Source organism: Streptomyces lancefieldiae (assembly GCF_031845825.1).
GTDB classification, from domain to species: domain Bacteria; phylum Actinomycetota; class Actinomycetes; order Streptomycetales; family Streptomycetaceae; genus Streptomyces; species Streptomyces lancefieldiae.
This window is the reverse complement of the sequence record NZ_JAVRFH010000004.1, coordinates 43,353-55,312: the sequence shown is the minus strand read 5'-3', so window position 1 is coordinate 55,312 and position 11,960 is coordinate 43,353. Positions and strand designations below refer to the sequence as shown.

Here is an 11,960-nt window from a genome sequence, read left to right as displayed (position 1 = left end):
GGCTCCGGTAGCGTCTGGGGCATGAGTTTCGGAGCTGGTGTGCCCACGGTGGAGGTCACGGACCTCAAGGACGGCGACTTCCTGCTGGACGTCCGCGAGGACGACGAGTGGCAGGCGGGTCATGCCGCCGGGGCGCTGCACATTCCCCTGAGCGAGTTCGTGGCCCGGTACGGTGAGCTGACCGAGGCCGCGCCGCAGGACGGGCGGATCCACGTGATCTGCCGTTCCGGCGGTCGTTCGGCCCAGGTCACCATGTACCTGGCCCAGCAGGGCATCGACGCCGTGAACGTCGACGGCGGCATGCAGGTGTGGGCCGCGGCCGGCCGGCCCGTGGTGGACGAGAAGGGCGAGCCGGGACACGTCCTCTAGGCCGTCTCCGGGCCGTCTCTCGGTACACCGGGGCTGTGCGGGCGGACGGTTCTGAGTACCGTTCGCGTTCGAGCGCTGCCGAGCGGCCGCACGGGTGGTGCGCACGCGTCCCGGGGCGGGGCGGACGGAACGGCGGAGCGTGACCGGAACGGGGCGGAATGGACGCGTACGACACAGGCTCGGACGCCTGGAAGGGGCGGGACGGGCGGGAGGGCCCGGGCGCGCCGGATGCGCCGGACGGGCCGGAGAGCCCGGGCGCGCCGGATGGGCCGGACGCGCCGGACCGGCGGGATCGGTCGTCTCGGGCGGAGGGCACTGCTGGACCGGGGGCTCCGGAGAAGGCCGACGCCCCCGTCGAGGTGGGGGCCGGGCCGGGTACGGAGGGCGGCACCGGCGGGCGTACGGCCACCGCCGAGCCCCGTACGGCGAGCGGTGGGGCGTCCGCCGAGCCCCGTACGGCGAGCGGTGGGGCGTCCGCCGAGCCCCGTACCGGTGTCGCCGCGCTCTCGACGCGCTATCAGGTGGGTGCCGTGGCCGCCCTCATGGTCGTCGCGGTCGCCGTCTGCGCGCACATAGGCCTGGTGTTCCTGCACGTGGCCCCGTCGAACACCCTTACCAAGCAGCACGGCGACGCGGTGAGCGAGTGGGTCTTCCCGGAGTTCGAACAGAACTGGAAGCTCTTCGCGCCCAATCCGCTCCAGCAGAACATCTCCGTCCAGGTCCGCGCCGAGGTGAGCACGGCGGACGGCGGGATCCGGACGACCGGCTGGTACGACCTGTCCGCCGAGGACGGCCGGGCCATCGACGGCAATCCGCTGCCGAGCCACACCCAGCAGAACGAACTCCGCCGGGCCTGGGACTTCTTCCTCGCCACCCACGACTCCGACCACCGCGCGGTGGGCCTGCGGGGCACGCTGGCCGAGACCTATCTGCGGCGTGTCGCGGTCCTGCGCCTGGACCGGAACGAGGCCGCCGGACCGGGTGGTGTCGTCGAGCGCGTCCAGTACCGGTCCCGCACCACCAACGTGAAGCCGCCCTCCTGGAGCGGCGAGAAGGTCTCCGACCGGCCGACCTACCGTGAGCTGCCCTGGTGGCCGGTGTCCGCCCGTGAGTCGGAAGGGGGTGCCGCGTGAACGGCCTCGCCCGCTCGGTCTCCCGCGGTCTCGCCCGCGTCACCGGCGCCGCGCTCGGCCCGTACCAGACCGCTGTGATCCGCATCGGCTTCAGCGCCACCTGGCTGCTCTTCCTGTTGCGCGAGCTGCCCCACCGGCACGAGCTGTACGGCCCTGACGGACCCTGGAGCCACGACCTCGCCGAGCAGCTGATCGCGGACAACGGCGCCTTCACGGTGCTGATGTGGTCGGACGGGCGGGCCTGGTTCGAGATCGTCTACGCGCTGGCCGTCCTGAGCAGCGTGCTGCTCCTGCTGGGGTGGCGCACCCGGACCATGTCCGTGCTCTTCATGGTCGGCGTGCTCTCGCTGCAGAACCGAAGCGTCTTCATGGGGGACGGTGGCGACAACGTCCTGCACCTGATGAGCATCTACCTGGTCCTCACACGCTGCGGCCAGGTCTGGTCGCTGGACGCGCGCCGGGCGCGGCGTGCGGACGAGGCACGCGCGCGTGGAGAGCGTGTCGTGGACCGGGTCGGGCCGGTGCTGTGGTGCCTGCTGGGCTTCGGGCTGTTCACGGTGACGCTGGCGGGCGGGCTGGACGGCGACTGGTTCGTCCCGGCGCTGCTGTGGTCGGTGTGGGTCGCGCAGGGCGTGTGGTGGGTCGTGGGGCGAGTCGCCGGGAGCGGCGAGCCGCGCCTGCTGCTCGACGTGGTCACCAACATCGTGCACAACGGCGCGCTGGTCGTGATCATGGCCGAGGCCTGTCTGATCTACGCGACCGCCGGTTGGTACAAGATCCAGGGCTCGCGCTGGCAGGACGGCACCGCCGCCTACTACCCGCTGCACCTGGAGTACTTCTCGCCCTGGCCCGCGCTCTCCGAGGCGTTGACCGCCAGCGGCACGATGGTCATGCTCATCACCTACGGCACGGTCGCCGTGCAGGTCGCGTTCCCGTTCACGCTGTTCAACCGGCGGGTCAAGAACGTGCTGCTGGCCGCCATGATGACCGAGCACGCGGTGATCGCCGTGTCGCTCGGGCTGCCGTTCTTCTCGCTGGCGATGATCGCCGCCGACGCGGTGTTCCTGCCGACCTCGTTCCTGCGCCGCCTGGGGAACCGGGTGGCACGCGCGCGTGGCCGGCTGACGGCCGGGCTGCCGGCGCGACCGCGGACCGGTCGTGGGGACGGCGGCGGTACGGCGACGGTGCCCGGGCCCCGCGCCCCCGAGGGCAAGGCGGGCAAGGCCCACGGGGAGGGCGAGGGGGACTCCGCGCGTACGCACGTAGGCTTCAGGGCATGACCGACCTCGGCCCCGACGCATCCGGCCCGGGCGGCCCCGGCCCCGGCGTATCCGGCCCGGGCCGCACCGGCGAACCGGACGTGGCCGCCGCCGCGGCCACGGCCGCCGCGGCCCTGGCCGTCTGGCGTGCGCACGTCGGCCCGTGCGTGCTGCTCGACGGCTTCCACGCCCTCAAGCACGCGCTGCGTTTCGGCGCCGAGGTCCCGGTGGCCGTCACCAGTGACCGCGCGGGCGCCCTGGCCCTCGCCGACGAGCTGGCGCCGGACGTGCGGGGCGTCCTGGACGGTCTGCTGGACCAGGTGCCGCACGGGACGTACGCGTCCCTCGTCGCGCGGCCGCATCCCACCGCGGTGGCCGCCCTGGCCGTACGGCCTTCACGCACGGCCAACCTGAGGGCGCTGGCCCGGACGCCCCGGCGTACGCCCGTCGTGGTCCTCGACCAGCCGCGCAACCTCGGCAACGCGGGCGCGGTGATCCGGCTGGCCGCCGGCTTCGGGGCGACCGGCGTGGTCACCACGGGCACGCTGGACCCGTGGCATCCCACGGTGGTGCGTGGTGGGGCGGGGCTGCACTTCGCGACCGCCGTGGAGCGGCTGGACGTCGGGGAGCTGCCGCCGGGGCCGGTGTTCGCCCTGGACCCGGAGGGCGAGGACATCCGCGCTCTGGAGCTGCCGGACGACGCGCTGCTCGCGTTCGGCTCGGAGCGCAGTGGGCTCTCGCGTGAGCTGCGCGCGCGGGCCGACCACCTGGTGGCGCTGCCGATGCGCCCCCAGGTCTCCAGCTACAACCTCGCGACCAGTGTGGCCATGACGCTGTACCACTGGAGCGCCACCGGGGGCGTCGGCCACGTCGCCTAGGACGGCCGGCGCACCTCCACGACCCGGAAGCGGTTGGCGACGAACGCCCCGTCGCACAGGGCGGCGTTGGCCGCCGGGTTGCCACCGGAGCCGTGGAAGTCGGAGAAGGCGGCCGTCTGGTTGACGTACACCCCGCCGGTGAGGTTGAGGGAGAGCTGGGCCGCCTCCTCCAGGCAGACCTCCTGCACGGCCTGCTCGACCTCCGTGTCGGTCGTGTACGCGCCGACGGTCATCGCGCCCTTCTCCCGGATGCTGCGGCGCAGCAGGTCCATGGCGTGGCCGGCGGAGTCGACGGCGACGGCGAAGGAGACGGGGCCGAAGCACTCGCTGGTCCAGGCGGCCTCGTCGTCGGGCTTGGCGCCGTCCAGCTTGACGATCACCGGTGTGCGCACGACCGCGTCCGGGAAGTCCGGGTTGGTCACCTCGCGGGAGGCCAGGGCGACCTCGCCGAGTCCTGCGGCGGCCTCCAGGCGGGCCTTGACGTCCGGGTTGACGATCGCGCCGAGCAGGGCGTTGGCGCGCGCGTCGTCGCCGAGGAGTCCGTCGACGGCGCGCGCCAGGTCGGCGGTCACCTCGTCGTAGGACTTGGCGCCCTGGTCGGTGCGGATGCCGTCGCGGGGGATCAGCAGGTTCTGCGGGGTGGTGCACATCTGGCCGCTGTAGAGGGACAGGGAGAAGGCCAGGTTGGCCAGCATGCCCTGGTAGTCGTCGGTCGATTCCACGAGCACCGTGTTGACGCCGGCCTTCTCGGTGAAGACCTGGGCCTGGCGGGCGTTCGCCTCCAGCCAGTCGCCGAAGGCGGTGGACCCGGTGTAGTCGATGATCCGGATCTCGGGGCGGGTCGCCAGGGTCTTGGCGATGCCCTCGCCGGGGCGCTCGGCGGCCAGCGCGACCAGGTTCGGGTCGAAGCCGGCCTCGGCCAGGACGCCCCGGGCCGCCTGCACGGTGAGCGCGAGCGGCAGCACCGCGCGCGGGTGGGGCTTGACCAGGACCGCGTTGCCGGTGGCGAGGGAGGCGAACAGGCCCGGGTAGCCGTTCCACGTCGGGAACGTGTTGCAGCCGATGACGAGGCCGATGCCGCGCGGGACGGGCGTGAACCGCTTGGTCAGCGCCAGTGGGTCGCGCTTGCCCTGGGGCTTGGTCCACTCCGCCGTGTCGGGGGTGCGGGCCTGTTCCGCGTAGGCGTACGCCACCGCTTCCATGCCGCGGTCCTGTGCGTGCGGGCCGCCCGCCTGGAAGGCCATCATGAAGGCCTGCCCGGAGGTGTGCATGACCGCCTGGGCGAACTCCATCGTCCGGTCGGCGATCCGTCCCAGGATCTCCAGGCAGACCATCGCGCGCAGCTCCGCGCCCGCGTCCCGCCACGCCTTCTGGCCGGCCTTCATGGCGGGCAGCAGCACGTCGAGGTCAGCGTGCGGATAGGTCACGCCCAGCTCGACGCCGTACGGGGAGACCTCGCCGCCGACCCAGTCGTCGGTGCCGGGCTGGCCGAGGTCGAGGCGGGTGCCGAGCAGGGCGTCGAAGGCGGCCTTGCCCGCCGCCGTGTCCAGGCTGCCGTTGTCTCCGTAGGCCTTGGGGTGCTCGGGGTGGGGGGACCAGTACGCGCGCGTGCGGATCGTCTCCAGCGCGAGGTCCAGGGTCGGCCGGTGCTGGGCGATCAGCTGCTGCGCGGTGAGTTCGGCGGCCATGGGGGACCAACTCCTCGTCTCACGAACTCTCCGTCGAGTCGTGACCTGGGGGGAACCTGGGCAGAAACAGGCGGACACGGCTAGAGTAACCGAACGATCGGTCGGGACAAGGGGGACCGCCGCATCTGTGGACAACCCCGTGCGGGAGGATCGCGCACATGACAGCACTCGACCTCAGCAGCCCCGTGGCCGTCGTCGGCACCGGCACCATGGGCCAGGGCATCGCCCAGGTGGCGCTGGTCGCGGGCCACCCCGTACGCCTGTACGACGCCGCCCCCGGGCGGGCCCGGGAAGCGGCCGACGCGATCGGCGCCCGACTCGACCGGCTCGTCGAGAAGGAACGGCTCACCGGCGCCGAACGGGACGCGGCCCGGGCCCGGTTGGAACCCGCCGAGTCCCTCGCCGACCTCGCCGACAGCGCGCTGGTCGTCGAGGCGGTCCTGGAGCGGCTGGAGGTCAAGCAGGAGCTGTTCCGCGCACTGGAGGACGTCGTCGGCGACGCCTGCCTGCTCGCCACGAACACCTCCTCCCTGTCCGTCACCGCCATCGGCGGCGCGCTCCGTGCCCCCGGCCGCTTCGTCGGCCTGCACTTCTTCAACCCCGCGCCGCTGCTGCCGCTGGTGGAGGTGGTCTCCGGGTTCGCGACCGACCCGGCGTCGGCGACGCGCGCGTACGAGACGGCCCGCGCCTGGGGCAAGACCCCGGTGGCCTGCGCCGACACCCCGGGCTTCGTCGTCAACCGGGTCGCCCGGCCCTTCTACGCCGAGGCGTTCGCGGTGTACGAGGCGCGGGGCGCCGACCCGGCCACCATCGACGCCGTGCTGCGCGAGTCGGGCGGCTTCCGGATGGGCGCCTTCGAGCTGACCGACCTCATCGGGCAGGACGTCAACGAGGCCGTCACGCACTCCGTGTGGCAGGCGTTCTTCCAGGACGTGCGTTTCACGCCGTCGCTCGCCCAGCGCCGCCTGGTCGAGTCCGGCCGGCTCGGCCGCAAGAGCGGGCACGGCTGGTACGACCACCGGGGTGACGCCGAGCGCCCCGAGCCGCACACCGCCGAACCGGCCGACCGGCCCGCGTACGTCGTCGTCGAGGGCGACCTGGGCCCGGCCGCCGAACTGGTCGAGCTGATACGCGAGGCGGGCATCGAGGTCCGCGAGGAGGACGACGGCCACGGGGCGCTCGTGCTGCCCGGAGGCGGCCGGCTCCTGCTCACCGGCGGCCAGACCTCGGCCGAACTCGGTGACGTCGTCCACTTCGACCTCGCCCTCGACTACCGGCGGGCCGCACGCATCGCCCTCGCCCCCTCGGTGACCGCCTCGCCCCGCACCCTCACCGAGGCCACCGGCCTCTTCCAGGCGCTCGGCAAGAAGGTCAGCGTCGTCGGTGACGTGCCCGGCATGATCGTGGCGCGTACGGTCGCGCGGATCGTCGACCTGGCGTACGACGCGGCCGCCAGGGGCGTGGCCTCCGAGGACGACATCGACACCGCGATGCGCCTCGGTGTGAACTACCCGCTCGGCCCCTTCGAGTGGGGCCGCGCGCTGGGCCTCGACCGGGTGTACCACCTGCTGGGCGAGCTGCACCTGCGCGAACCCACGGGACGCTACGCACCGTCCCTCGCGCTCCACCACCATGCGCACGTCTCCGACGCAGGGGAGGGCACCCCCTCATGACCACCGCCAGGCGCGACACGTACACCCCGGAGACGCTGCTGTCCGTCGCCGTGCAGGTGTTCATCGAGCGCGGCTACGACGGCACGTCCATGGAGCACCTGTCCAAGGCGGCCGGGATCTCCAAGTCGTCCATATACCACCACGTCACCGGCAAGGAGGAGCTGCTGCGCCGGGCCGTGAGCCGGGCCCTGGACGAGCTCTTCGGGATCCTCGACGAGGAGCACGCGCGCGTGGGGCCCGCCGCCGAACGGCTGGAATACGTCGTGCGGCGGATGGTCGAGGTGCTCATGGCCGAACTGCCCTACGTGACGCTGCTGCTGCGGGTGCGGGGCAACACCGGCACCGAGCGGTGGGCGCTGGAGCGGCGGCGCGAGTTCGACCACCGGGTCGCCGAGTTGCTGAAGGCCGCGGCGGCCGAGGGGGACGTGCGCACGGACGTGGAGGTGCGGCTCGCGACCCGGCTGGTCTTCGGCATGATCAACTCGATCGTCGAGTGGTATCGCCCCGACGGTCCCGACGGCCGGGGCGGCGCGGGCGAGCGCGAAGTGGTCGACGCGGTGGCGCGGCTGGTGTTCGGGGGGCTGCGCCGGGCCTCCTGAGCCGCGCGACGGTCCGCCGGTGGTCGGCCGGTCGGCGGTCGGCCCTGCGGGTCAGCTCTGCGGTTCGAGGTCCTCGGTCTCGAACACCAGCAGGGTGCGCGTGCTCAGCACCTCCGGGATGGCCTGGAGACGGGTGAGCACCAGTTCGCGCAGGGCCCGGTTGTCGGGGGTGTGCACCAGGAGCAGGACGTCGAAGTCGCCTCCCACCAGGGCGATGTGCGAGGCGCCGGGGAGCCGGCGGAGCTGCGCGCGGACCGTGCGCCAGGAGTTCTGGACGATCTTCAGGGTGATGTACGCCGACGTGCCGTGCCCGGCGCGCTCGTGGTCGACGCGGGCGCCGAAGCCGCGGATGACGCCGTCCTCGACGAGCCGGTTGATACGCGCGTAGGCGTTCGCACGCGAGACGTGCACCCGGTCGGCGACCGACCGTATCGAGGCACGGCCGTCCGCCTGGAGCATGCGCAGGATGTCCTGGTCGATGGCGTCCAGCGGGCGCGGGGGCGGCGGGGCGCCGGCTTCCTCCGGGACACTGGCCTCCGCCGGGCGTTCGGCCATTTGTTCAGATGCCATGTCCCCCCGCCTTCCCGTCATGGACGTACTGCGTCCATCTCAGGCTGTGGAGAACCGTTTGTCCACAGCCTGGGGCCGCCTGTAGCCAAAATGTGCCGACGACCGAACAATCGGTAGGTGAGGCCCGTCACACTCGTGGCGAGCCCAAAGCCGCTCCCACGAGGAGGTGCCGTCATGACGGTCATGGAGCAGCGGGGCGCGTACCGGCCCACACCGCCGCCCGCCTGGCAGCCCCGTACCGACCCCGCGCCGCCGCTGCCCGACGCGGAGCCGTACCGCGTGCTCGGCACCAAGGCAGCCGAGCAGGCCGACCCCGAGTTGCTGCGCACGCTGTACACCCGCCTGGTGCACGGCAGGCGCTACAACGCGCAGGCCACGGCGCTGACCAAGCAGGGACGGCTGGCCGTCTACCCGTCCAGCACCGGCCAGGAGGCGTGCGAGATCGCCGCCGCACTGGCCCTTCAGGAGCGGGACTGGCTCTTCCCCAGCTACCGCGACACGCTCGCCGTCGTCGCCCGCGGAGTAGACCCCGTGCAGGCGCTCACCCTGCTGCGCGGCGACTGGCACACCGGTTACGACCCCTACGAGCACCGGGTCGCCCCCCTGTCCACGCCGCTTGCCACCCAGTTGCCGCACGCCGTCGGTCTCGCGCACGCCGCCCGGCTCAAGGGCGACGACGTGGTCGCACTGGCGATGGTCGGCGACGGCGGCACCAGCGAGGGCGACTTCCACGAGGCGCTGAACTTCGCCGCCGTCTGGCGGGCGCCGGTCGTCTTCCTCGTGCAGAACAACGGCTTCGCGATCTCCGTCCCGCTCGCCAAGCAGACCGCCGCCCCGTCGCTGGCCCACAAGGCCATCGGCTACGGGATGCCCGGCCGCCTGGTCGACGGCAACGACGCCGCCGCCGTGCACGAGGTCCTGACCGACGCCGTACGGCACGCCCGCGCGGGCGGCGGTCCCACGCTGGTGGAGGCGGTGACGTACCGCGTCGAGGCCCACACCAACGCCGACGACGCGACCCGCTACCGGGGCGACGCCGAGGTCGAGGCGTGGCGCCGGCACGATCCGATCGACCTGCTGGAACGGGAGCTGACCGAGCGCGGCCTGCTCGACGAGGACGGCGTCCGGGCCGCCCGCGAGGACGCCGAGACCATGGCCGCCGACCTGCGCGCGCGCATGAACCAGGATCCGGAGCTCGACCCCATGGACCTGTTCGCCCACGTCTACGCCGAGCCCACGCCGCAGCTGCGCGAGCAGCGGGCCCAGCTGCGCGCGGAGCTGGAGGCGGAGGCCGCGGCCGGGGTGGAAGGGACGCACCGATGACCACTGTCGCCGTCAAGCCGGCCACCATGGCGCAGGCCCTCACGCGCGCGCTGCGCGACGCCATGGCCGCCGACCCGAGCGTGCACGTCATGGGCGAGGACGTGGGCACCCTCGGCGGCGTCTTCAGGGTCACCGACGGACTCGCCAAGGAGTTCGGCGAGGACCGCTGCACGGACACCCCGCTCGCCGAGGCGGGCATCCTCGGCACGGCCGTCGGCATGGCGATGTACGGGCTGCGCCCGGTCGTGGAGATGCAGTTCGACGCCTTCGCCTACCCGGCGTTCGAGCAGGTCGTCAGCCATGTCGCCAAGATGCGCAACCGCACGCGCGGGAGGATGCCCCTGCCCCTGACGATCCGTGTCCCCTACGGCGGCGGCATCGGTGGCGTCGAGCACCACAGCGACTCGTCCGAGGCGTACTACATGGCGACTCCGGGGCTCCATGTCGTCACGCCCGCGACCGTCGCCGACGCCTACGGGCTGCTGCGCCAGGCCATCGCCTCCGACGACCCGGTGGTCTTCCTCGAACCCAAGCGGCTGTACTGGTCGAGGGACACCTGGAACCCCGAGGAGCCCACGCCCGTTGAACCGACAGGCCGCGCGGTGGTGCGGCGCCCCGGCCGGAGCGCCACACTCATCACGTACGGGCCGTCGCTGGTCGCCTGCATGGAGGCGGCCGAGGCGGCCCGGGCCGAGGGCTGGGACCTCGAAGTCGTCGATCTGCGCTCCCTGGTGCCGTTCGACGACGAGACGGTGTGCGCCTCGGTGCGGCGGACGGGGCGCGCGGTGGTCGTCCACGAGTCGGGTTCCTTCGGGGGCCCGGGCGGGGAGATCGCGGCCCGGGTCACGGAGCGCTGCTTCCACCACCTGGAGGCGCCGGTGTTGCGTGTGGCCGGGTTCGACGTCCCGTATCCGCCACCGATGCTGGAGCGCCACCACCTGCCCGGTGTGGACCGGATCCTGGACGCCGTGGGGCGCCTGCAGTGGGAGGCCGAAAGCTGATGGCACATGCTTCTGATGGGCGCAGCCTGGAGTTCAAGCTCCCCGACCTCGGTGAAGGGCTCACCGAGGCGGAGATCGTGCGCTGGATGGTCGAGGTCGGTGACGTGGTCGCCGTCGACCAGCCGGTCGTCGAGGTCGAGACGGCCAAGGCGATGGTCGAGGTGCCCTGCCCGTACGGCGGCGTGGTCACCGCGCGCTTCGGCGCGGAGGGCACGGAGCTGCCCGTCGGGGCCCCGCTGCTGACGGTGGCGGTGGGCGAGAGCGCCGCCGACCGCCCGGCGCGGGACTCGGGCACCGGCGGGGCGGCGGCCGGGAGCACACCGGTCGAGGAGACGAAGGCCGGGGAGACCAAGTCCGGGGAGACGAAGGCCGGGGAGACGAAGGCCGGGGGTTCGGGCAACGTCCTGGTCGGGTACGGCACCTCCGAGGCGCCCGCGCGGCGGCGCAGGGTGCGGCCGGCGCAGTCGGCGTCCGCCGCCGCGCCGTCCGGGTGGGCGAACGGCCGGGCGCGCGACGCCGACGCGGCCGACGGGCCCGTCCCCGTCATCTCCCCGCTGGTGCGCAGGCTGGCCCGGCAGAACGACCTGGACCTGCGCGAGCTGACCGGCTCCGGCCCGGACGGGCTGATCCTGCGGGCGGACGTGGAGTACGCCCTGCGTGCCACCGCCGCGCAGGGCGCTCGCACGGCGGGCCCCGCGCCGGAACCGCAGGCGGTCGCGGCCCAGGCACCGGCCGCGCCCGCGGGACGGACGTCCGGCGGTCTCCGCACCCCCCTCAAGGGCGTCCGCGGCGCCGTCGCCGACAAGCTCTCCCGGAGCCGGCGCGAGATCCCGGACGCGACCTGCTGGGTGGACGCCGACGCGACCGAGCTGATGCGGGCCCGCACCGCCATGAACGCCGCCGCCGGGCCCAGGATCTCGCTGCTCGCCCTGCTGGCCCGGATCTGCACCGCCGCACTGGCCCGTTTCCCGGAGCTGAACTCCACGGTCGACACCGAGGCCCGGGAGGTCGTCCAACTCGACCGGGTCCACCTCGGTTTCGCCGCCCAGACCGACCGGGGACTGGTCGTGCCAGTCGTCCGGGACGCCCACGCCCGGGACGCCGAAGGGCTCACCGCCCAGTTCGCCCGGCTGACCGAGGCCGCCCGGGCGGGACGGCTGACCCCCGGCGAACTGACCGGAGGCACCTTCACGTTGAACAACTACGGCGTGTTCGGTGTCGACGGCTCCACGCCGATCATCAACCACCCCGAGGCGGCCATGCTCGGCGTCGGCCGCATCGTCCCCAAACCATGGGTTCACGAGGGCGAGTTGGCGGTGCGGCAGGTCGTCCAGCTGTCGCTCACCTTCGACCACCGGGTGTGCGACGGCGGCACGGCGGGCGGTTTCCTGCGGTACGTGGCGGACTGTGTGGAACAGCCGGCGGTGCTGCTGCGCACCCTGTGACGAGAGTGCACGCCCGCGCACT

11 protein-coding genes are annotated in these 11,960 nt (G+C 73.3%); 9 read left to right on the top strand and 2 right to left on the bottom strand.

Annotated features, from left to right (window positions below; genetic code table 11):
• Positions 1–39 precede the first annotated feature (39 nt).
• From RM812_RS05300 to RM812_RS05285, 4 genes are all read left to right on the top strand, one after another.
• Positions 40–369 (top strand): rhodanese-like domain-containing protein, encoded by a 330-nt coding sequence (locus RM812_RS05300; RefSeq protein ID WP_311571402.1) that lies wholly within the window; start codon positions 40–42, stop codon positions 367–369.
• Positions 370–527: 158 nt separating this feature from the next.
• Positions 528–1,502: a DUF5819 family protein gene (locus tag RM812_RS05295; RefSeq protein ID WP_311571218.1), complete on the top strand. Its 975-nt coding sequence runs from the start codon at positions 528–530 to the stop codon at positions 1,500–1,502.
• Positions 1,499–2,782 carry an HTTM domain-containing protein gene (locus RM812_RS05290; RefSeq protein ID WP_311571217.1) on the top strand — a complete coding sequence of 428 codons (1,284 nt, stop codon included), beginning with the start codon at positions 1,499–1,501 and terminating at the stop codon, positions 2,780–2,782. The genes RM812_RS05295 and RM812_RS05290 overlap by 4 nt, the downstream gene beginning before the upstream one ends.
• Positions 2,779–3,639, top strand: coding sequence for a TrmH family RNA methyltransferase (locus RM812_RS05285; RefSeq protein ID WP_311571216.1), 861 nt, complete (start codon positions 2,779–2,781; stop codon positions 3,637–3,639). Before RM812_RS05290 ends, RM812_RS05285 begins: the two co-directional genes overlap by 4 nt.
• Here RM812_RS05285 and paaN read toward each other — a convergent pair.
• Positions 3,636–5,327: a phenylacetic acid degradation protein PaaN gene (paaN, locus tag RM812_RS05280; RefSeq protein WP_311571215.1), complete on the bottom strand. Its 1,692-nt coding sequence runs from the start codon at positions 5,325–5,327 to the stop codon at positions 3,636–3,638. The two genes, RM812_RS05285 and paaN, sit on opposite strands and share 4 nt — an antisense overlap.
• A gap of 158 nt (positions 5,328–5,485) precedes the next feature.
• Between paaN and RM812_RS05275 the strand changes: the two genes are divergently transcribed.
• Together RM812_RS05275 and RM812_RS05270 are read left to right on the top strand one after the other, a co-directional pair.
• Complete coding sequence (locus RM812_RS05275; protein WP_311571214.1) at positions 5,486–7,000, top strand: 3-hydroxyacyl-CoA dehydrogenase; 1,515 nt, start codon at positions 5,486–5,488, stop codon at positions 6,998–7,000.
• Positions 6,997–7,599, top strand: coding sequence for a TetR/AcrR family transcriptional regulator (locus tag RM812_RS05270; protein ID WP_311571213.1), 603 nt, complete (start codon positions 6,997–6,999; stop codon positions 7,597–7,599). Before RM812_RS05275 ends, RM812_RS05270 begins: the two co-directional genes overlap by 4 nt.
• Before the next feature lie 51 nt (positions 7,600–7,650).
• Here RM812_RS05270 and RM812_RS05265 read toward each other — a convergent pair whose 3' ends face one another.
• Positions 7,651–8,154, bottom strand: a complete 504-nt coding sequence (locus RM812_RS05265) for an Lrp/AsnC family transcriptional regulator (protein ID WP_394816424.1) — start codon at positions 8,152–8,154, stop codon at positions 7,651–7,653.
• Between the two features lie 189 nt (positions 8,155–8,343).
• Here RM812_RS05265 and pdhA point away from each other — a divergent pair, with 189 nt between their 5' ends.
• The 3 genes from pdhA to RM812_RS05250 are packed head-to-tail and all read left to right on the top strand — an operon-like array spanning position 8,344 to position 11,938.
• Positions 8,344–9,492 carry a pyruvate dehydrogenase (acetyl-transferring) E1 component subunit alpha gene (pdhA, locus tag RM812_RS05260; protein ID WP_311571211.1) on the top strand — a complete coding sequence of 383 codons (1,149 nt, stop codon included), beginning with the start codon at positions 8,344–8,346 and terminating at the stop codon, positions 9,490–9,492.
• Complete coding sequence (locus RM812_RS05255) at positions 9,489–10,493, top strand: alpha-ketoacid dehydrogenase subunit beta (RefSeq protein WP_311571210.1); 1,005 nt, start codon at positions 9,489–9,491, stop codon at positions 10,491–10,493. Before pdhA ends, RM812_RS05255 begins: the two co-directional genes overlap by 4 nt.
• Positions 10,493–11,938, top strand: a complete 1,446-nt coding sequence (locus RM812_RS05250; protein WP_311571209.1) for a dihydrolipoamide acetyltransferase family protein — start codon at positions 10,493–10,495, stop codon at positions 11,936–11,938. Before RM812_RS05255 ends, RM812_RS05250 begins: the two co-directional genes overlap by 1 nt.
• The last annotated feature ends 22 nt before the right edge of the window (positions 11,939–11,960 follow it).

Excerpts from the sequence above, each read along its gene's own strand:
- RM812_RS05295 (WP_311571218.1), top strand. The coding sequence starts at position 528 with ATGGACGCGTACGACACAGGCTCGGACGCCTGGAAGGGGCGGGACGGG.
- RM812_RS05285 (WP_311571216.1), top strand. The coding sequence starts at position 2,779 with ATGACCGACCTCGGCCCCGACGCATCCGGCCCGGGCGGCCCCGGCCCC.
- paaN (WP_311571215.1), bottom strand. The coding sequence starts at position 5,327 with ATGGCCGCCGAACTCACCGCGCAGCAGCTGATCGCCCAGCACCGGCCG.
- RM812_RS05275 (WP_311571214.1), top strand. The coding sequence starts at position 5,486 with ATGACAGCACTCGACCTCAGCAGCCCCGTGGCCGTCGTCGGCACCGGC.
- RM812_RS05270 (WP_311571213.1), top strand. The coding sequence starts at position 6,997 with ATGACCACCGCCAGGCGCGACACGTACACCCCGGAGACGCTGCTGTCC.
- RM812_RS05265 (WP_394816424.1), bottom strand. The coding sequence starts at position 8,154 with ATGGCCGAACGCCCGGCGGAGGCCAGTGTCCCGGAGGAAGCCGGCGCC.
- pdhA (WP_311571211.1), top strand. The coding sequence starts at position 8,344 with ATGACGGTCATGGAGCAGCGGGGCGCGTACCGGCCCACACCGCCGCCC.
- RM812_RS05255 (WP_311571210.1), top strand. The coding sequence starts at position 9,489 with ATGACCACTGTCGCCGTCAAGCCGGCCACCATGGCGCAGGCCCTCACG.
- RM812_RS05250 (WP_311571209.1), top strand. The coding sequence starts at position 10,493 with ATGGCACATGCTTCTGATGGGCGCAGCCTGGAGTTCAAGCTCCCCGAC.